The sequence below is a fragment of the Rhizorhapis suberifaciens genome (genome assembly GCF_014200045.1).
Taxonomy (GTDB): Bacteria; Pseudomonadota; Alphaproteobacteria; order Sphingomonadales; family Sphingomonadaceae; genus Rhizorhapis; species Rhizorhapis suberifaciens.
The window spans coordinates 91976-111914 of sequence record NZ_JACHOV010000003.1 but is presented as its reverse complement, the minus strand read 5'-3'; the positions used below and the strand labels follow the sequence as shown (position 1 = coordinate 111914).

At 59.5% G+C, this 19939-nt stretch carries 20 protein-coding genes and 1 tRNA gene; 14 read left to right on the top strand and 7 right to left on the bottom strand.

Going from position 1 to position 19939, the window contains the following annotated elements; all coding sequences use genetic code 11:
- Positions 1-70 precede the first annotated feature (70 nt).
- Entirely contained in the window at positions 71-970 is a 900-nt protein-coding gene (locus HNQ99_RS04765; protein ID WP_184474497.1) for an N-acetylmuramic acid 6-phosphate etherase, read from the top strand.
- A 247-nt stretch (positions 971-1217) separates the two neighbouring features.
- On the opposite strand, the gene HNQ99_RS04760 is transcribed toward HNQ99_RS04765, so the two are convergent.
- On the bottom strand, positions 1218-2138 hold the full coding sequence (locus HNQ99_RS04760; protein WP_184474496.1) for a helix-turn-helix domain-containing protein: 921 nt from the start codon (positions 2136-2138) through the stop codon (positions 1218-1220).
- Positions 2139-2256: 118 nt separating this feature from the next.
- Between HNQ99_RS04760 and pobA the strand changes: the two genes are divergently transcribed.
- Positions 2257-3426, top strand: coding sequence for a 4-hydroxybenzoate 3-monooxygenase (pobA, locus tag HNQ99_RS04755; protein ID WP_184474495.1), 1170 nt, complete (start codon positions 2257-2259; stop codon positions 3424-3426).
- Between the two features lie 31 nt (positions 3427-3457).
- Here pobA and HNQ99_RS04750 read toward each other — a convergent pair whose 3' ends face one another.
- Positions 3458-3640: a hypothetical protein gene (locus tag HNQ99_RS04750; RefSeq protein WP_184474494.1), complete on the bottom strand. Its 183-nt coding sequence runs from the start codon at positions 3638-3640 to the stop codon at positions 3458-3460.
- Between the two features lie 70 nt (positions 3641-3710).
- On the opposite strand from HNQ99_RS04750, the gene HNQ99_RS04745 reads away from it, so the two are divergent.
- From HNQ99_RS04745 to HNQ99_RS04705, 9 genes are all read left to right on the top strand, one after another.
- On the top strand, positions 3711-4391 hold the full coding sequence (locus HNQ99_RS04745) for a TetR/AcrR family transcriptional regulator (RefSeq protein WP_184474493.1): 681 nt from the start codon (positions 3711-3713) through the stop codon (positions 4389-4391).
- Positions 4392-4802: 411 nt separating this feature from the next.
- On the top strand, positions 4803-5555 hold the full coding sequence (locus tag HNQ99_RS04740; protein WP_184474492.1) for an SDR family oxidoreductase: 753 nt from the start codon (positions 4803-4805) through the stop codon (positions 5553-5555).
- 84 nt (positions 5556-5639) lie between these two features.
- Positions 5640-7610 (top strand): oxidoreductase, encoded by a 1971-nt coding sequence (locus HNQ99_RS16890; protein WP_184474491.1) that lies wholly within the window; start codon positions 5640-5642, stop codon positions 7608-7610.
- Between the two features lie 37 nt (positions 7611-7647).
- Positions 7648-8589 (top strand): SDR family oxidoreductase, encoded by a 942-nt coding sequence (locus HNQ99_RS04730; protein ID WP_184474490.1) that lies wholly within the window; start codon positions 7648-7650, stop codon positions 8587-8589.
- Positions 8590-8635: 46 nt separating this feature from the next.
- On the top strand, positions 8636-9031 hold the full coding sequence (locus tag HNQ99_RS04725; RefSeq protein ID WP_184474489.1) for an EthD domain-containing protein: 396 nt from the start codon (positions 8636-8638) through the stop codon (positions 9029-9031).
- Between the two features lie 151 nt (positions 9032-9182).
- Entirely contained in the window at positions 9183-11429 is a 2247-nt protein-coding gene (locus HNQ99_RS04720; protein WP_221232576.1) for a TonB-dependent receptor, read from the top strand.
- A gap of 112 nt (positions 11430-11541) precedes the next feature.
- Positions 11542-12441 carry an LLM class flavin-dependent oxidoreductase gene (locus HNQ99_RS04715; RefSeq protein ID WP_184474487.1) on the top strand — a complete coding sequence of 300 codons (900 nt, stop codon included), beginning with the start codon at positions 11542-11544 and terminating at the stop codon, positions 12439-12441.
- Between the two features lie 48 nt (positions 12442-12489).
- Positions 12490-13335, top strand: coding sequence for an SDR family NAD(P)-dependent oxidoreductase (locus HNQ99_RS04710; RefSeq protein WP_184474486.1), 846 nt, complete (start codon positions 12490-12492; stop codon positions 13333-13335).
- Between the two features lie 56 nt (positions 13336-13391).
- Positions 13392-13802, top strand: a complete 411-nt coding sequence (locus tag HNQ99_RS04705; RefSeq protein ID WP_184474485.1) for a nuclear transport factor 2 family protein — start codon at positions 13392-13394, stop codon at positions 13800-13802.
- Positions 13803-14062: 260 nt separating this feature from the next.
- On the opposite strand, the gene HNQ99_RS04700 is transcribed toward HNQ99_RS04705, so the two are convergent.
- Both HNQ99_RS04700 and HNQ99_RS04695 read right to left on the bottom strand, forming a co-directional pair.
- Positions 14063-14443: a VOC family protein gene (locus HNQ99_RS04700; RefSeq protein ID WP_184474484.1), complete on the bottom strand. Its 381-nt coding sequence runs from the start codon at positions 14441-14443 to the stop codon at positions 14063-14065.
- A gap of 185 nt (positions 14444-14628) precedes the next feature.
- Positions 14629-14721 (bottom strand) — tRNA-Ser (locus HNQ99_RS04695).
- 270 nt (positions 14722-14991) lie between these two features.
- Between HNQ99_RS04695 and HNQ99_RS04690 the strand changes: the two genes are divergently transcribed.
- Entirely contained in the window at positions 14992-15750 is a 759-nt protein-coding gene (locus HNQ99_RS04690) for a DUF1134 domain-containing protein (RefSeq protein WP_184474483.1), read from the top strand.
- A gap of 68 nt (positions 15751-15818) precedes the next feature.
- Here the strand turns inward: HNQ99_RS04690 and HNQ99_RS04685 are convergent, their stop codons facing one another.
- Positions 15819-16220 carry a DUF1489 family protein gene (locus HNQ99_RS04685; protein WP_184474482.1) on the bottom strand — a complete coding sequence of 134 codons (402 nt, stop codon included), beginning with the start codon at positions 16218-16220 and terminating at the stop codon, positions 15819-15821.
- Positions 16221-16364: 144 nt separating this feature from the next.
- Positions 16365-17789, bottom strand: a complete 1425-nt coding sequence (gene mgtE / locus HNQ99_RS04680; protein ID WP_184474481.1) for a magnesium transporter — start codon at positions 17787-17789, stop codon at positions 16365-16367.
- 180 nt (positions 17790-17969) lie between these two features.
- Between mgtE and HNQ99_RS04675 the strand changes: the two genes are divergently transcribed.
- The gene (locus HNQ99_RS04675) at positions 17970-18422 is read left to right on the top strand and encodes a peptidylprolyl isomerase (protein ID WP_184474480.1); all 453 of its coding nucleotides are present in this window, start codon (positions 17970-17972) and stop codon (positions 18420-18422) included.
- A 5-nt stretch (positions 18423-18427) separates the two neighbouring features.
- Here HNQ99_RS04675 and HNQ99_RS04670 read toward each other — a convergent pair whose 3' ends face one another.
- Positions 18428-18799 carry a hypothetical protein gene (locus HNQ99_RS04670; RefSeq protein ID WP_184474479.1) on the bottom strand — a complete coding sequence of 124 codons (372 nt, stop codon included), beginning with the start codon at positions 18797-18799 and terminating at the stop codon, positions 18428-18430.
- An 82-nt stretch (positions 18800-18881) separates the two neighbouring features.
- Here HNQ99_RS04670 and HNQ99_RS04665 point away from each other — a divergent pair, with 82 nt between their 5' ends.
- Complete coding sequence (locus HNQ99_RS04665) at positions 18882-19901, top strand: adenosine kinase (protein WP_184474478.1); 1020 nt, start codon at positions 18882-18884, stop codon at positions 19899-19901.
- Positions 19902-19939 lie beyond the last annotated feature (38 nt).

Here is a 19939-nt window from a genome sequence, read left to right as displayed (position 1 = left end):
AAGATGTCGTGAAACCCCGGTTTAAGGGATGAGCGAACGAATCGCGACCTATATGTGAAGAGAGGCTTCGATGCCCACCGAAGACATAAGCTTGCGCTTTAACGAGCTGGATCTGTGGTCCACGAGCGAGGCCGTGCAGTCAATGCTGGAGGGGCAGCTTTCTGCCGCTGCCGCAGTTCAACCGCAGGTTTCAGTCATTGCGGCGGCGGCAGAGGAGGCGGCAAAGCGTTTGGCGAACCCGACAGGTCGACTCATCTATGTCGGTGCGGGAACCTCGGGGCGCCTTGCTGTGCAGGATGGCGTCGAGTTGACACCGACTTATGGCTGGGCTCGGGAGCGCACAGCCTACCTCATCGCGGGCGGCGATGATGCGCTCATTGCCAGTATTGAAGGAAGCGAGGATGACGCGACGGCGGCCGAGATTGCTATGCGACATTTGGTCCCGACTGCAAACGACGTGGTTGTTGGCCTCGCGGCGAGTGGTACGACGCCCTACACCGTAGCCGCCGTTCGCCAGGGCGGCGCCAGCGGCGCGATGACGGTCGGCCTCGCAAACAATCCCAATACACCGCTGCTTGAGGCAGCAACGCACCCCATTTTGCTCGATACCGGTGCCGAAGTTGTCGCCGGATCGACACGGATGAAAGCCGGAACAGCGCAGAAGATCGCGCTCAATCTGTTCTCGACCGCGCTGATGTTGCGGCTCGGCGGCGTGTATGGGGGCCGTCTGGTCGGCATGCACGTCTCGAACGCCAAGCTCCGCGCGCGCGCCATCGCAATGATTCGTGACATGGCCGGAGTTGACGAGGCGGCCGCCACCGCTGCGCTCAAGGCCGCCAATGGCAGGATCAAGCTGGCGGTACTGATAGCGCTTGAGCAGTCCCCCGAAGAAAGCGCGGCTATCTTGTCCGCAGCCGGCGGCAATCTTCGTGTGGCCCTGGCCGCAATCAAAGTCGGCTGTGAGGCGTGAATCCTTGGGCTTAGTCGCCCTGGCCAGGTCCACGCCCCCGCGCCAAGGAGGCTTTGCGCAATCAGGGTAACGGTGCCGATATCCCAGGTTCAGCGTCGTCTTGGGAGCGTTGCGCATCTGGTTGCCCAAATAATCCGGCCCAGCAAAGTCCGTCATTTGAAACCGCTGCTGGCATTGGGATCTCCTCGGCGGCCATGTCTCGTCAACGGCGCAATGGTTACCTTCTACAGGCGGCCCAGCATCGCGATCATGAAGGCTGACATGGCCTGGCGGCGGTAGATATGGACCGGCCCTTCGCCGCGCGATATGCGCGGGGGGGCTGGCCCACATGACGTGTGAAGAAGCGGGAGAAGTAGGCCGGATCGCCAAAACCGATCGAGTGGGCGATTTGCGCGACGGAAAGGTCGGAATAGAGCAGTAAACGGCGTGCCTCCAGCAGCGCGCGCTCGTCGAGCATGGCGGCGGGAGGGGCCACTCCGCTCCGGGCGCAAGCGATGCGAAGTGCCGTCAGGCTCACCCCCAGCGCCTTAGCAAATAAATCCACAGGTTCGCGAAGTCGGAAGCGCTGTTCGATCTGCTCGCGCAGTCGTCCGACCAGTTCGGTCTGGCGCGGTTTGCCAGTCCGCCCAATTTCCTCCAATCGAGCCCCCCTTAGCGCCAAAACCATTAGGCCAAGCAGCCCGGACTCGACAGCTGCGCGCTGTCCCGGTCCAGACCAGCTTAGTTCCCTACTCATTCCGCGCAGGGACGCCTCCGCCGCCCTGCACCCATCTCTCGGCAGGGCGACTGCGATCGCTCGGCGGAAGAGGAGCGCGAAATCCGCATCCCGATCGGTCAGGTCATGCAGATAGCTGTCGGCGATGGTTACGACCTGCCCACGCGATTCCCGTAGCCAGCTGAACCCATGCACTATCCCGGCGGGGATCAGCAGCAGGCAGGGCGCTTCGAAGTTGACCCTTATCTCCTCTGCAAGCATCAAGCCGCCGCCCTCCGCGATCAAAATGATATGGTTGAGCTCGCCATGCACATGTGATCGTATCGTCCATTCGCTTGGGCGAGAGCGATCATCCAGACTCTCCACGTGCACGAAGCCTTCAGCCACGCTACGCTGCGGCTCTCCATATAGATAGAAGCTTGGAAAGACTTGGGGGTCGGCTGTCGTAGACATGCGCCTGATCCTGCGATGTTTGCTGAATTGTCCAAATAATAGGCTGGTAATGCCATGGCCTGCAAGCCTCTCTGCGCCCATCTAGAAATCGGTTGAAACCATGTTCCAGGGGAGATTCATGAAAACCCAGGTCGCGATCATCGGCGCCGGCCCATCTGGCCTGCTGCTCGGCCATTTATTGCGTGCCGGGGGATTGGAGGTCATCATCATTGAACGCTCCTCGGCAGATTATGTCCTTGGCCGTATCCGTGCCGGCGTGCTTGAGCGCACTACCACTGACCTCATGGACCAGCTTGGCCTTGGTGCACGGTTGCACGCCGAAGGATTGCCCCATGACGGCTTCCATCTTGCGGATGGCGACCGGCTGATCCGCATCGACATCGCGGCGCTTACCGGGAAACAGATCGTGGTGTATGGGCAGACCGAAATCACGCGCGACCTCATGGAGGCTGCGCCTGAACGGGGCCTCGAGATCATCTATGAGGCAGACCATGTCGCATTGCACGATGTCGACAGCGACGCACCCTACATCACCTACGACAAGGATGGTGCAACTCACCGCATCGATGCACGCTTCATCTGCGGTTGCGACGGCTTTCACGGGCCGTCCCGTAAGGCGATCCCCGCCTCCATCGCGACCACATTCGAAAAGGTCTATCCCTTCGGTTGGCTCGGCATCCTCGCGGACGTGCCGCCCTGCAACCATGAACTAATCTATGCAAATCATGAGCGCGGTTTCGCGCTTGCCTCAATGCGGTCGGAGACGCGCAGCCGCTATTATATCCAGGTGCCGCTCGACGATAAGCTCGAAAATTGGCCGGACGATCGACTGTGGGATGAATTGGCGGTGCGGCTGGGACCCGAAGCCGCGGCGAATATTACGCGTGGGCCGGCGCAGGAAAAGTCCATCGCGCCGCTGCGCTCCTTCGTATTCGAACCGATGCGTCATGGCAGTTTGTTCCTGGCGGGGGACAGCGCGCATATCGTGCCGCCGACTGGCGCAAAAGGCCTGAACCTCGCGGCATCCGACGTCGCCTATCTGTCCGACGCTCTGCTGCGCTTCTTTCAATCGTCCGATAACGACGCAGTCGCACGCTATTCCGACCGGGCGCTTGCCCGCGTCTGGAAGGCTGAACGCTTCTCCTGGCAACTCACGCGCCTTATGCATCGTTTCCCGGAAAACGATGCCTTCGACCGGCGCATGCAACTCGCCGATCTGGATTATATCGCCTCGTCCGTCGCGGCCCAGACCGCAATCGCGGAAAACTACGTGGGCTTGCCACTGTGACGGAAGAACGGCAGGAGAAATTGGAACCGGTTTAGACGGCCTCCGGCAAGCGGCTCACTGAGCGTGCAGCCCGCCAGCCGGCGGGACGGGCCTTACTTTGCGGTGACGCCCCGTCGACCACGATATGTGCGCCGGCTGGAGACGCCGCCGTCACCAGGCGTTCTACAGAACGCCGGATCACGAATTTGTTCGCATGACTGCCACGAATCGTCATGATAGCTCCCCCGTATGAAGCCACCTAAAAAATGCAGTTCTCTAACCAGGATGTGGGATATTCAGGCATAATGGAGACGAATTCGAAGCAAATTCGCCAGCGTGTCGAGCGCCGGCGCGAAGTCCAACCTATCGCACCGAGAGGAATGGGGACGGTCGAAGCGATCATGGAAGCGGCCGAACGGCTATGGGGTGAGCGTGGAATTGAGGGCGCATCCTTGCGCGAAATCTCGGTCGCTGCCGGTTCGGCCAATAAATCCTCTGTCGGCTACCATTTCGGCAATAAGAGTGGCCTGATCGACGCGATCTGTCGCTGGCGCGAAGCAGCGGTAGAGGGGCGTCGCCGGTCACTCCTCGAGGCTGCGAAGGCAGAGGGCAAGCTCGATGAGCCGGTGACGCTTTTGCGTATAGTGTTCAAGCCGATCCTTGAAGAAGTTGATCGCCATGGACGCCACATCTATGCGTCCTTCCTGCGCGCGCTCATTCACTTTCCACAGTTCGACAATGGTGCGGCGACCCGTGAGTTTTCTCCCACTGGCTATTTTGTACTGGAGTCATTGAGAAAGCAGGCGAGCCATTTGCCGCAAAACCTGTTGGACGCAAGATTGAGGCTGATCTACGAAATCTGCCACGCAGCGATGACCGATCAGGATGACAATCGGCTCGCTGCAAGCCCTGATCCGGTTCTGGCGAACAAGATATTCGAAGATGGGTTGAGCGCGTCCGCTCATCTCCTGTTTCTGGATAAATGATCCGGTCGAGCCGTCCGCCCCGCATCCGGGAGCGTGGCGTGTGATATTAAGGACCGGCGTGCGGATGTCTGTCATGATGGCCAGCCCTTGCAGGAATAGAATGGCGCTGTCGGCGTGATGACAAATGGGTCCGCGCCTCCACCCAGTGTAAGTTCATTTCCTCGCCTTGACTCATTCAGGCAGTTGCCTTAGCGTGCGTTTAAGGCGATTACCTTAATAGCGAAAACATTCGGTAAGCGCAGACAAAATGTTCGAAGGATGGCATGAGGGAAGGGCTCATGCTCTAGTACAAGTCCTGTCAGCCGGGAGTGTGCATGCATGAGCTCGGCACGACAGTAAGGAGATCTACCGACACGTACGGAGTCCGCTGCCGGTTACCGACAGCCGAAGCTTCTTAATGAAAGTGAGAGGATGAACGAAAGAGAGTTGGAGGGGAAGTGCGCCCTGGTGACTGGCGGAACACGCGGTATTGGCAAGGCGGTGGTATTCGCACTGGCTGCCAAAGGCGCGAGCGTTGCGTTCAGCTATCATTCGTCAGCAGCCGAGGCGGAGGCAATCGTCACCGAATTGGAGCGGCAAGGCGTGCGCGCCAAAGCTTTTCAAGCGGACCAGGGTGACCCCAGTGCTGCGCAGCAGCTTGTCGACGACGTGGTGGAGGCATTCGGTCGGCTAGATATACTGGTCAATAATGCCGGCCTTGCGCATCTGCAGCGCTTGGGCGAAGCGCATGATTATAGCGAGCTCGACCGCATCTGGGCCGTCAACACGTTGGGTGTCGTCGCCACGATCCGCGCAGCTGCGCATGTCATGGCCGACGAGGGGCGCATCATAACCATAGGTTCCGGCAGCGGCAGCCGTGCCGGCATGCCGACGGCTGCCGACTATTGTGGCAGCAAGGCGGCGGTCGCCGGCTACAGCCGTGGCGCCGCCCATGACCTTGCCCCACGCAAGATCACGGTCAATGTCATCCAGTCAGGCATGATGAACACCGAAATGGCGCACGGCATGCCCGAAAGCGAAAAGGCGCGTATCAGCGCCGCCATTCCGCTGAAGCGTTTCGGGGAATTGAGCGAGATCAGCGCCTTGGTGACATTCCTCGCCAGTCCCGACGCAGCCTATATCACGGGCGCGACATTGGCGATCGACGGCGCCTATTCGGCTTAGGCAGGCATGACATGATGTCGCGGAGAAGCCACGCGCGCGCGTCGCGACCTTCGTGACAATCGTGGGAATTATGGAGATCAACCGGTGAGCTATACCCATGTAGACAAGCCGATCCGGCTCGGCAATCTTGAAGTGAAGAACCGGACGTTCCGGCCGGCCCATGGCACGGGCATCGGTTGGGGCGCGATGACTGATGCGCTGATCGCCTATCACGAGGAGCGCGCGCGTGGCGGCGTGGGACTGATCATCAGCGAAGTCGGTTCGGTGCACCCTTCAACGGCATTCAACCTCGATATATATAAACCCGAGATCGAAGACGGCATGCGCGCGTTTGCTGAGCGGATCAAACGACACGGGACGGCGGTGTTCCAACAGCTCTGGCACGCCGGCGCCGCTTTTGGCCCGCACGACGGTTCGCCGCCGTGGAGCGCGTCCGACATTCCCAATGTCGCGAACGGCGTCGTTCCCACGCCCATGACCAAGGACATGATCGATGAGATCGTCGGCGCCTATGCGGATTGCGCGCGCCGTATGGAGCAATATGGCCTGGATGGCGTCGATATACATGGCGCGCACGGCTATCTGCCGGCTCAGTTCTTCTCTCCCAACAGCAACAAGCGCGAAGACGAATATGGCGGCAGCTTTGAGAACCGCGCCCGCTTCATCATGGAACTGATGCGGGCGATCCGGAATGCGGTTTCGAGGGACTTCGTCGTCGGGATTCGCGTCGGTACCGATCTTATCGAAAATGGCCTCAGCATTGAGGACTATCTCAAGCTGACGCATATGCTCGAGGCCGAGGCGCTCATCGACTATGTGAACTTGTCGGTCGGCAGCTACAATCGCAACGACAAGATGATCGGCGGCATGAACGAGCCCGTCGGCTACGAATTGCCTTACGGCATTCCGATCACCCATCACGTCCAGCTGCCGACGCTGGTCACGGGTCGATTCCGGACGCTGGAGGAATGTGACCAGGTCATCCGTGCGGGTGATGCGGACATGGTGGGTCTTGTTCGGGCGACGATCGCCGATCCATATCTGGTGACCAAGAGCCTGGCCGGTGAGGCGGACAGGGTGCGCCCTTGTATCGCCTGCAATCAGGCGTGCGTGACCAAGCAGATATATGGCCTGCCGATCGAATGCGCGGTCAATGCGGGCGCCGGGCATGAGCTCGAACGCGGCGACCATCTGCTGCAACCTGCACCGGAACCAGGCCATATCGTCGTTGTGGGCGGCGGGCCGGCGGGTCTGGAGGCTGCCCGTGTGGCGGCGCTGCGCGGCCACAAGGTCACGCTGATGGAGGCCAATTCCCATCTCGGCGGCTCCATGCGCGCTGCGGCCAAGGCGCCCACGCGGCATCAGATGATCGACATTGTCACCTGGCTCGAAGAAGAGGTGTACCGCTTGGGGGTGGATGTCCAGCTCAGCACTTATGTTGACGCCGAAGACGTTCTTGCCACCGACCCCGATGCGGTCATCGTCGCCACCGGCGCGATGGAGCGGATGGACGGCATGCAGATCTCCCACCCGGGCGAGCCGATCAAGGGCGTGGAACGGCGCGGCGTCATTTCATCGACCGAGCTTTTCATGATGACGCCCGCCAATCTCGGGCGGACGGCCGTCGTGATCGATGATGTTGGTCATTATGAAGGCCTTGGCTCGGCAGAGTTTCTGGTCAGCCAGGGCCTTGAAGTCACCTATGTGACGCCCAAGCGCGAGATTGCGCCCCATGTTTGGGCAACGCTGATGCTCGAGCCTTTTCTGCAGCGGATGCAGGGCAAGCCTTTCCGTTTCATGATCCGGACGCGCGGCATCGCTATCGAGGAAGGGCGGGTCATAGTGGGACCCGCGCATCTGCAGGCCACGCTGCAGGATTCGACCGAGCTGGCGGCGGACACGGTGATACTCGTGTCCAGCAATCGTCAGAATCGCGACATATATGACGGGTTGTTGGGGCGAATCGCGCACCTGCACCTTGTCGGCGACGCCAGTTCGCCCCGCTATCTGCAGACTGCGATCCGCGAAGGCTATCTTGCCGGTGCGACGGTCTGATGGTGGCCCTGTTGAACCCAAGGGGAGAAATTGAGAAATGACCGGAAGAAAGACTGTAGCGGTATTGTGTGCGAGCAGCCGCATGGGACAGGCCGAGATTCGCGAACTGCTCGCCCAGGGCCATTCTCCCCGCGCGATCTCGCGAAATCGCGACATCTTCATGCGGGACGAGTTTCGCGGCACGGAAGTCGTCAGCGCGGATTTTTTGGACGTCGACGCGTTGCAGGCTGCCTTCGCCGGAACCGACGCTATTTTGAGCGCTATCCCTTCGCTCGCGGGCGAGAAGTCTCCCCAATATGCGCAAAACCTTGTCGAGGCGGCAAAGCAGGCGGGCGTGCGCCGGATCATCCACAACTCCATGATGTGGGCCCCGGATGAGCCATGCGGCGAGCCCTTTTACGATGGGGTTCTGGGTCTGGAGAATATCATCGCCAAGTCGGGCCTTGACGTGACCATCTTCCGCCCCGTGCTCTTCATGGACAATCTGCTGACGCGTTTCGCCAAGCCTAACTTGGTCAATCACGGTCTTTATCGCTACTGCCAGCGGCCCGGTATGTTGGCGAATTGGATCTCGATGGACGATGTCGCGAAATTCATGGTGGCGGCTCTGGCGCGGGATGACCTCGTCGGTCGACGCATCGCTATCGGGGGACCGGAAACCCTTGCGGTTGAGGAGGTGGTTCAGATCATGTCCGAGGTTCTCGGGCGCCCGATCACCTATGAATATGAAGATCCGTATGACTGGGGCGCGCGGGTCCATGGCGAAGTAGGTCTTTCCGATCTCATGCCGCGTGAAGTCTACGCGGAAGCGATGGGAAGCTTCTATACCTTCAACAATGAATCGCCCCACAGGCCTTTTGAGGTCGATATGAAACCGGTGATCGAGGAGATTCCGATCCGCATGATCACGCTGCGGGAATGGGCGGCTCGACAGGACTGGTCGCGCGAGGCGGAAGCGGTCGGTTCCCCGTCGGGGTGAAAATCGACGTCAGCGGAACCAGTAATCGATTTTGACGGAGTTCATCATGAAGAAAATGATTCTTTTTATAAAGAAGAAAGAAGGAATGTCGTTCGAGGATTTTCGCAATCACTATGAAAACGTCCATGTTCCGCTTTGTGGAGAACGGATTGGGCATCTCATCCAGGATTTCAGGCGATATTATCCGCAGAACCTGAACAATCTCTATCATGGGCGAGCCGACGCGGATGCGGGCTACGAAGGCGGCACCCGCTACGACGCGATCGCCATCTATACGATCAAGGATGAACAGGCGTTGGAGGAACTTGTCAGGATTGGCCAAGACCCCGAATTCCAGCGCATCATCACCGAGGACGAGGAGCGCTTCTGCGACCGTGCGGCTACGGTTGAAGGGGTTGCGGACGAGTTTTTCGGCCCAGGCCTGAACGGCGAGATGCTGTGAGCAAAAAAACTAGAACCATCGCCAATCCGGCGTTAGTATGTAGTACCCATATTACTGACCATCCTAAGGCACAAAAAAGTCGGTCGGTGTGGAGCAGATAGGGCGTCGAGAACGGCGCCGTAGCTGGAAACTTGAAGAAAAGGGGACGTCTATGAAGATGAAATTGAGAAGCGCGCTCTGTTGTGGGGCGTCTGGCCTGCTGTTCGCTGCGGCGACTATGTCCGCCCATGCGCAGGAGGTGCCGGCGACCGAGACCTCGCCAACAGCGGAACCGGTCGAGACGACCGGAGATATCATCGTGACCGCGCAACGCCGTTCCGAGCGTCTGCAGGATGTCCCTCTTGCGATCACTGCGGTGTCCGCCGAGGCTGCGACCCAACTCGGCCTACGCAACATGCGTGACGTTACCCTGGCCATGCCGGGCACCGATTTCACGGTGGCCAGCGGCTTCCTGGCGCTGTTCATTCGTGGCGTTGGCGTGCAATACGCTACGCCCGGGCTGGAATCGTCGATCGCAATCTATATGGACGGCGGGTATATTCCGAGGGCGGGCGGCGTGAACTCGCTGCTCGACATCGTCGACCCCGGCACCATCGAGGTGCTGCGCGGTCCGCAGGGGACCTTGTACGGCAGAAACGCCACCGGCGGTGTCGTCCGGGTCAACAGCGCGGCCCCTACGGATAAGCTCGAGGGCCGGATTCTGGCCGAATATGGCCGCTTCGATCATAAGCAGGTCGACGGAATGCTGAACGTGCCGGTGTCGGACACGCTGAGCGTTCGCCTCGCGGGCCGTTACAAGAAAGAAGACGGCTATATCACCAACATCGACGGCACGAAGCTGGCCGCGACGAACAACTATACCGCGCGCGGCCGGTTCAAATGGGACCCCAGCGATGTCCTGAGCATCACCGGCGGCGTTGAATGGCAGCGCAGCAACGCGCGCACCTACAATGACGCCCTAGGCCTGGGTGCGCCCTCTTGCTATGTGTGCCTATCAACCGGGCAGACCGCGCCTGGTTTCTACGAGGCGGTCCAGAACGATACGGGACCTTATTATAACCGCATGTTCCGGTCCGACTTGCGCATCGGCCTCAGCCTGGGCCAGTTCGACCTGACCAGCACCACCACCTATTTGAACAACATCAGCCGCCAGAACGCGGACAATGATTTCACGCCCAGTCCCGTCTTCAACTTCACCGTCCATCGCAATGGCGGCAAGGCTTATTCGCAAGAGTTTCAGCTGACGTCCAATCTGGATGGCCCGTTCAACTATCTGTTTGGCGTGAACTATTTCTATGACAAGAGCTTCATCGACTTCTCGCTGACCGGTTCGGCCTATGATTTCGCGGTGGCGGCAACCGGGACCTATCCACGGAACAATAACAGTGTGAAGACCGAATCCGTGTCCGCCTTTGTCGAGGGCACCTATGAGCTGACCGACCAGATCAAGGTGACGGCCGGCGGGCGCTACACCTATGACAAGCGCGACATCTCCGTGAACAACAGCGCCGGCTTCGGGCTTTTCGGCGCGCCGGCGAGCTTCACCGGCTCCGCCTCGTTCCGGGCCTTTACGCCGCGCTTCGTCCTCGCCTGGGACAATGGTCCCACCAACATCTACTATAGCTTTACGCGCGGCTTCAAGGCGGGCGGCTTCTCTACTCCCTCACCATTCCCCGGCGAATCGGTCGATCCCGAGAAGGTCTTCAACCACGAAGTCGGCATCAAGAATTCGATGTTCGGCGGAAAGCTGCGGACCAGCCTTGCAGTCTTCTACTACAAGAACAAGGGCCTTCAGCAGCAGACCATCGATGCCACCGGGTCGGGCACGAAAACCGAGAATGTCGGTGCCGCCGAAGGTTATGGCGCCGAGCTTGAGATCAATGGCGATCCGATGGAAGGCCTGGTTGTCGGTAGCTCGATCGGCTATCTGCACGCCGAATATGTAAGCTATCCCGTGGCGTCGCAGATCTGCTTCGATCCGGCGGGCGCGTCCAATGTGCTTTTCCCGAACGCGACGCTGTATCAGTGCGCAGCGGATCTGTCGGGCAGCCGCGTTCCACACGCGCCACGCCTGACCGCTTCGCTCAACGCCAGCTATACGTTCGATATTGGAAGCTGGACCGCGAACTTGGCGGGGGTCGCGCAATACCGTTCGCGCTTCCTGTTCTGGCCGGGAGCCGGCGGCGATCTGAAATATGATCAGGAAGACGATTATGTCGTCGCGAACTTCTCAGGCTATGTCAGCCCGCCGGGTGAGCAACTGCGTCTGGGCTTCTATCTGGATAACGCGTTCGACAAGCAATATGCCGTCAACCGCACCACCGGACAGCCTTATGGCGTGAACTTCAATGCCGCAAAGCCACGGACTTACGGCGTTCGCGCGGAATATCGGTTCTGAATGATGACGGGGCGGCGAATACCGGCGCTGCCCGGCTCCACCGCCCCGTCGCTTCCCGAACCCCGAGAAATGCGTAGAGCCATCATTTCATCCCAGTATATCGGAGCTATCCATGCCACTGATCGGAGTTCTCCTTAATCAGCACGCCTACGATCTGCAGGCAGAGGCGCTTGCAAAACTGGCCGTATCGGTCGAGGCGTTGGGTTATGAAAGTGTATGGCTGCTCGATTCCTTCAGCCGCGACCCCTATCTTGCCGCGTCTTTCATTCTCGGCAGCACGAAAACCCTGAAGGTCGGGACCGGCGTCGCCACCGTCTACAGCCGCGATGCGATGGCGGCTGTTCAGGCGCGCGAGACATTGTCCGAATATTATCCCGGCCGCTTCCTGATGGGAATGGGTGCGTCCAACGAGACGATCGTCAGCATGCGCAAGGGGCAGTGGATGCCTCCCGTGAAGAAGATGACGACCTATCTGGAGGATATGGAGCAGGTTCAACTCGCCCACCCGAAGCCGGCGCAACTTGCTCCTCTCCATATGGCGGCTCATGCGCCCGGACTTCAGAATCTGGCAATGAAGCATGCCAGCGGCATCTTCACCTGGATTCTGCCGGCGGAAAATGTGCGTCAGGCGCGCGCCCATGTCGGACCAGACCTTGAGGTCACCGCCAATTTCCCCGTGATCCTGAACGAAAATGCCGATGAGGCGCGCCGGATTGCTCGGGCGTTCATGATGTTCTACATCACGATTCCTTACTATCAGGCCGCTTATTCGAAGATCGGCTTCAACGATGCGGACTTCAAAAATGGCGGCAGCGATCGGCTGATGGATGCGATCGTCGCCTGGGGTAGCCCCGAGAAGATCAAGGCGCGGGTAGAGGAATATGCCGCGGCCGGAGCATCGCGCGTCGTCATCAATCCCATCCGTGCCGCTGAGGGAGAACCTGTCGGGGGCGAGAGGGATGTTGATGCGGATTGGGATGGCCTTTCCGCTCTCACCGGCCTGCTGCGCTGAGCGCGCAGGCGAATTCCAGGTTCCAGGATTGATAGAGAGGAGGCCATCATGAAGAATGTTCTGGCCGTAGGGGCAGCGGGAGGCAGCGGCTCGGCGACGGTGCGTGCGCTTCTTCAGCGGGGCGATCGCGTCCATGGGACCGTGCTCAATGATGCTGAAGCGACAGCGGCAAAGGAACAGAATCCGGGTCTCGCATCGATCAGCCTGCTCGACCTCGGCCGCTCCGAGGAACTGCTTGCGGCGATGCCCTCGGTTCTGGCGACGACTGGCGAACTCGACGCCGTGATCGTGTGCGCGGGCCTGTCGGTTGCCGGCCCGCTCGAAACCACACCGATCACGCAGCTGCGGCGCGTGATGGAGGTGAACTGCGTCGGCTGTCTGGCCATCTATCAGGCGGTCATGCCGATGCTTCGCCGCACGAGCGGCCGTCTGATCATGATCAGCTCTATCGGCGGGCAGGTCGCGATGCCGTTCCTTGGAAATTATTCGGCTTCCAAGCACGCGCTCGAAGGCCTGGCGGACTCGATGCGGCGCGAGACGATGAACTCTGGTGTCGATGTCGTCCTGGTCCAGCCGGGTGGCGTCAAGACGACGATGACGCTCAACCAACTGCGCGATGTCGAAGAGCGTACCGCAAAGCTTTCGCCGGACGAGGAAGCGCTCTACGGCGGTCTCTATCGCCAGTTCCACAAGGTTGTGGCCACCGGCTATCACGAAGACTATTCGCCGCCCGAAAAGATCGCGGAAGTGATTGTGGAAGCGCTGGATGCGGAGAAACCGGCGCCTCGCTATCTCGCAGGTCCCGACGCTGAGCAATTTTATGCAATGGCCAGCAGCATGTCCGATCAGGAACTTGACGCTGTTTTCGCGCGGACCTTCTCGCCTGCTGATTGATAGAACTTCGAGGTGGGTGTGAAGGTTGGCTGATGCGGGCAGGAGGTCAAAATGAGATGAACGACTATCAGGAAATTCAGCAGCTAACGCATCTTTATGCATTGCATATCGATTTGTTTCAGATCGACGAGTGGGTCGACGTCTTCACTTCTGACGCCTATTTCGACGAACGGGAATTCGATAGCGGCCTGTTCGTGGGCCACGAAGCCATACGCGGATATGGGCGGTCGCTGGCCGATACGGTGCAGCATGTCACGCACCTCATGGCCAATCTGGTCATAAGGGATCTCACCGCCGACAGCGCATCGGGGGTCATTTTCGCCTTTGTCGACCACATGATGAAGACAGGCGAGCGGGAGCGAAATCACGTCCGATATGAGGATCAATATGTGAAGATCGATGGACGTTGGAAGATCGCACGGCGAATATTGCGCAAGACCTTGCCCGCCGAAAGGGTATCGGCCTGACTGTCATCGGGTCCGTTTGAGAGGCGGCGCGATCTGGCGTTTGCAGCGGTAATCGAACGGTTGAGCGGCAGCAGCGCAACCAACCCGGATGCGGAATACACCGTCCGGCTGAACCGTGCGCTCTACATGTGAGCGTTTGCCGATGACAGGCAAAGGCTGCCATCTTCCAGTACATCAATGGCTTCTACATCATCCGTCGCCGCCAAAGGCCTAGCACCGCCGCCGTTTGCCTTGCCAGGCATGGACGCAAGGCGATGGGATCAATCCCCTCCTAACATGCATGATACACAAAGCTTATTACCGACGGGATCGCGAAGATAGGCTGCATAAGCCCTGAAAGGTTCCCGAACGCCGGGCGGCGCCTCGCAAGTGACGCCCCCCGCCTTTACGCCGGCATCGTGCCATGCTTCAACCTGCTCCCGCGAGACGGCCGCAAAGCCGATTGTTCCCCCATTTGCTGCCGACGCCCTTTGGCCGTCGATCGGCTTGGTGATTCCGAATGATCCAGTGGGCGTCCGGTAGAATATCCGGCCTAATGGATCCCTCTCGCCAGCAGCTATTCCCAAGACTTGGAATATGGCATCATAGAATGCCTTCGAAGCCTCGATATCATCAGCGCCTACCATGATGTGCGTGAACATGACTTGCCTTCAGGATCATGATCATTTTTATCTTTCGCAAAAAGTCTTTTGTCAAAGGATGCGGTGGTGTGGCGATCTGGCAGTTCGTCAGCCCAGGCATTTCCTTCCCGATCACGATTCAGGCACGCGCTGAGCTATATCCTTCCATTTTCACAGAAAAATCAGCCGCTTATGGAAGGAAATGGTGGCGGAGACGGAGGGATTCGAACCCTCGGTAGGGAATTAACCCCTACGGCGGTTTAGCAAACCGCTGGTTTCAGCCACTCACCCACGTCTCCGCATCGGCACTGCGCGGCAAAGACGCGCTGGCTTGCAAGGACAGGGGCTATAACGAGAGCCGCGGTTCTTATCAACCTGCTTGGCGGCTATGGAGGGCTTGTTGCCAAATTTTTTTGCTTGGTTCCCGAATCCGCAGTTTTCCAGCGCCTTTCGGGTGTCTTTTCGCGCCGTCTGGCGTAAATTCGACTCGGGTCGCCGCCCGTTCATTGCTGTTTCATGTTGCGCGGAGATAATCGGGACCAAAGATTTTTGCGGGGGATATGAATATCATGCGTGCTTTTGTCACTGGACTTGCCGGCCTAGCCGCCTTGCTCTCGGTCGGAATATCGCCCGTGCAGGCGCAGGTGCGGTCGGTGGACCCCAATAGCGCTATCGACGCCGACCTTGCACCTGTGCCTTCTGAGAATGCTCCAAGCACGCCGCCCGCGACGTCTTCGGCGCAAGACATGCCGGTGGACGGCAGTGTGTATAATCAACAGGCAGATACTCAGGGCAATGCTGCCGGTGCGGCGCCCCCTTCAGCGCATGGCGCGGCAGCATCGTCTCAAGTTTATCAAAAAGACGATTTGATTGGCGCCGCTGAAGGTGTTTTCGGAAAGGGGGCCGAAGGGCTCGCCGGCATTATCGAGAAAATCCTGAACGACCAGGGCGAACCCAATGCTTATGTCGCTGGACGAGAGGCGAGCGGCGCGTTCGTCGTGGGCCTTCGCTATGGCTCCGGCACGCTCTATCACAAGGTGGAAGGTCAAAGAGAGGTCTATTGGACCGGCCCGTCAGTCGGATTCGACGTCGGCGGTAATGCATCAAAAAGTTTCGTGCTTGTCTATAACCTCTACGACACCCAGGATATCTTTAAGCGCTATCCGGCCGGCGAAGGCGCGGCCTATCTGGTCGGCGGTTTTACGGCCAGTTACCTGCGGCGCGGCGACGTGGTGCTCATTCCCATTCGTTTGGGCGTCGGCTACCGGCTGGGGGCGAATGTCGGCTATATGAAGTTCACCGAGAAATCGAACTGGCTGCCTTTCTGATCGGTTAAAGCGATTGCGAGCGAGACGGACTCGTCTGACGGCACGCCAACCACGGCAGCAAAAGCGGTTCAGACTAGCCCCAGGCGCGTCAGTTCTCCCAACAGGCGTGGCGGCATTTCGGAGATGCCGTCCTCCGATCCTGTGAGGTCGGGTGGAGCATCTGCCTCTTCCAGATACCGCCAACCCTGATGTGCCCGCCTTGGAACGGATTGTACTGCAATGAGGCGCGGTTCCAGCCGGATTCTTATCCGGCCGTCCGGAGCGTCGGCAAAGCCCAAGAGTGGGCTGCGCCCGGCAAAGCGGTGGTTCAGAATCCAATAGAGCGAGCCGCCCGTCATCTCCTCCTGCCGCTTGGGTAGATAGCGCGTGGTGAGATATGCCTCGCCAATATCGGCCTTTGCTTCCAACCATTCGCGCAGTTCGGCAATGCTTTCGCATCGAAACGCAATTTTGGTGATATGCAGGGACATGGGATAAAGATGGCCGTGACGAGCCCCGGGATCAAGCGGGACTCAATCTGGATCCCGTTCAGGTTGAACCGGATCAAGTCAAAGATTTATCGGTTTTGCGCGATTTTCGAGTTGGCAGATGATTCCCTCTTCCTCGAAACCGCTTTAGCCCAAGCTAACCATGCCGCTTGCCACCGAGAGCCCCAGGAAGGCGAAGAAGCCCATGGAGTCGGTTATCATCGTCACGAATACCGAAGAGGCGACCGCAGGGTCCTGGTCGAACCGTTCCAGCAGGACCGGCACCATGACTCCAACGCATCCCGCCACCACGATGTTGATCAGCATGGCGCACGCTACCACCAGCCCCAGCATGTAGTTGCCGAAGACCAACCCCACGCCCAAACCGATCAGCATCGCGATTGTGAACCCGTTCAGCATCGCCACGCGGATTTCCCGCCCGACGATGCGCCAGGTATTCGATTGCGTAAGCTGGTTCATGGCTAGCGCGCGAACGCTGACCGCCATTGTCTGCGTGCCGGCGTTGCCGCCTATGGAGGCGACGATCGGCATCAGCACCGCCAGCGCCACCATCTGTTCGATGGCACCTTCGAAAAAAGCGATGATTGACGATGCCACAAGGGCGGTGCCCAAATTGGCCACCAGCCAGCGAACGCGACTCTTATAACTGTCGCGGATCGGCTCGTTGATGTCGCCTTCGCCAGCGCCGGACAGCCGCAAGATGTCCTCGCCGGCTTCTTCCTGAATGATGTGAACGATGTCGTCCACTGTGATCATGCCGACCAGACGGCCATTGCCGTCAATGACTGCGGCGGAGATCAGCGCGTATTTCTGAAAACGGAGCGCCACTTCCTCCTGATCCATATCGACCGGGATCAGCGTTTGCTCCCGCTTCATGACGTCGGAAAGTGGAACGCCGCGGGGACAGCGCAGGATCCAGCTCAGCTGACAGGTGCCGATGGGCTTATGCTGCTCATCGACAATGAAAATTTCCCAGAAATCGGTGGTGAGGTCGCCATGCTCACGCAGATAGTCGATGACCTGCCCCACGGTCATATATTCCGGCACCGCGACCAGGTCGCGCTGCATCAGGCGGCCGGCGGACTCTTCAGGATAGGAAAGGGCGTCCTCAATCGCGGCGCGATCTTCGGGGTCCAGCGCTTCCAGGACCGCCTGCTGGTCCTCTTCCTCCATGTCCTCAATGATCGCGACGGCGTCGTCAGTATCGAGCTGGGTTGCGAATTCGGCCACCTGCTCGGGCGCCAACGCGCCGATCAGGTCTTCACGGACATAATCGTTAAGTTCGGACAGCACTTCTGCCGTCACCAACTCGCCCAACGCGCCGGCCAGCGAGGCGCGGCGGTCCGAGGGCGTAAGTTCGAACAAATCCGCGATATCGGCAGGGTGCAGGGGACGGACCAGGTCCCGCGCCTCTTCGTCCTGTCCTTCTTCGACATGATCGAGAACGGAGGAAACAAACTCCGGTTTCAGCCGGTCGTCCTCATCGAGCCGGGTGTCATGGGGCAGCTCTTCCGCTTCGGGCGGCGACTGGGTGACATCGGTATCGCTCATCGCCGTCTCCCTTTTGCGCCCTTGGTCCGCTCCCTTTCGCCCAAGGAACATATAATTGCAATGCTTGGGCTCTGTTCAATGAAGCGCCCAGAAAGCGGTAGAAGGGGGGTTCCAAACCGGCTGACAGGCTCTATATCGGCGCATTCACTTCATTCAAGACTCTCACTTTAGGAGACGATCATGGCCGGCGACACTCTCATCATGACCCTGGATGGCGGCGATGTCGTCATCAAGCTGCGGCCCGACCTTGCGCCCAAACATGTCGCGCAGATCAGCGAGCTGGCCAATGAGGGTTTTTATGACGGCGTCGTCTTCCACCGGGTCATCCCCGGTTTCATGGCGCAGGGCGGCGACCCCACAGGGACCGGCATGGGCGGTTCTCAGCGACCCGACCTGCCGGCTGAGTTCAACAGTGAACCTCATGTCCGGGGGGTCTGCTCGATGGCGCGCTCGTCGAACCCGAACAGCGCCAATAGCCAGTTCTTCATCTGCTTCGATGATGCGACGTTCCTCGACCGCCAATATACCGTCTGGGGTGAGGTCATCGAAGGCATGGAGCACATTGATGCGCTGCCGAAGGGTGAGCCGCCAGCAAATCCCGGCAAGATCGTGAAGATGCGCGTGCCCGAATAAGCGCGCTATTCCGCCCTTAGTGACTGGATGCAGCTGTTCTGATCCACATCTGCTCCGGTCGCCAGGCGGGTATCGACATGGGTGACGACGGGCTCCCGCTTGTTGCCGAGCACATAAAGATAGGCGTCGAGCACGCATCGTCCATTGGAAAATTGCAGCTTTCTTACGGTGCGCTCGCGCACGTCCAGCCGGGGTTGCCCAAACAACGCCACCAATTTGCGCGCATCCGCACCGGCAAGGCCCACGGGCGCTTTGCCATAGGCAGCGGCGCTGCGATCAGGAACAGAGGTGGGCGCCTTGCTGACGGGGGCGGAAACGCAGGCAGACAATATGAGCGGCAGCGCAAGCGAGGCCGCAACGAAACGACGATCAATCATCGTGCTTCCATTGCGCAAGGTCGCACGCCTGGTCAATCCACATTGCATCGCAACAATCCGCGCTATAGGCCATGTGAGTTGAATGGCGGATGATTTGAAGACAGGAGATCCCGTGACCCAAGCTACTCTGGACATCGTCGGCATAGGCAACGCCATTGTGGATGTGATCGCACAATCGGACGACGCCTTCATTGCCAGCCACGCGCTCAACAAGGGGGCTATGCAACTCGTCGATGCGGAAACCGCCGAACTCCTCTATGGCGAGATGGGACCGGGCCTGGAAGTGAGCGGAGGATCAGCCGCCAATACGCTGGCGGGAATGGCGGCCTTGGGCATGAAGTGCGGCTTCATTGGCCAGGTCAGCGAGGATCAGCTGGGTGGCGTGTTCGCGCATGACATACGCGCGCTCGGCATCCATTACACCACGCCGGCAAGTAACGAAGGCGTGCCAACGGCCCGCTGCCTGATATTGGTGACGCCGGATGCGCAGCGCACGATGAACACCTTTTTGGGGGCGTCGCAATATCTTCCGGCTTCGGCCCTCGATCCAGAGCTGATTGCCTCGGCGCGGATGCTGTATCTGGAAGGCTATCTTTGGGACCCGGAGGAGCCGCGCAAGGCGATGCGCTCCGCCATCGCCCTGGCGCGCGAGGCGGGTAGGGAGGTCGCCTTCACACTGTCGGACAATTTCTGCATCGCGCGCCATCGTGACGATTTCTGCGCGCTCATCGACAATGGACAAATCGATGTCCTGTTCGCTAATGAGGGCGAGATCAAATCGCTCAACGAAACGGACAATTTCGAAAAGGCTGTTGCTGCGACTGCCGGCAAGGTCCGGACGCTGGTTGTGACGCGCAGTGAAAAGGGGGCTATCGCAGTACAGGATGGCAGTCGGTACGAGGTCGCCGCCGAACCGGTGCCGCAGGTCGTCGATACCACCGGAGCCGGAGATCTTTTCGCCGCCGGTTTCCTTACAGGTTATCTGAGCGGCCGCCCGGTTGGCGAAAGCCTTTCCATGGGAGCGATCGCTGCGGCGGAAGTCATTTCGCATTATGGCGCGCGAGCAGAAGCCGATCTGAAGGCATTGATGCCAAAGGCTTAGGAATTGGATCCTCCCCGTAAACGGGGAGGATCAACATT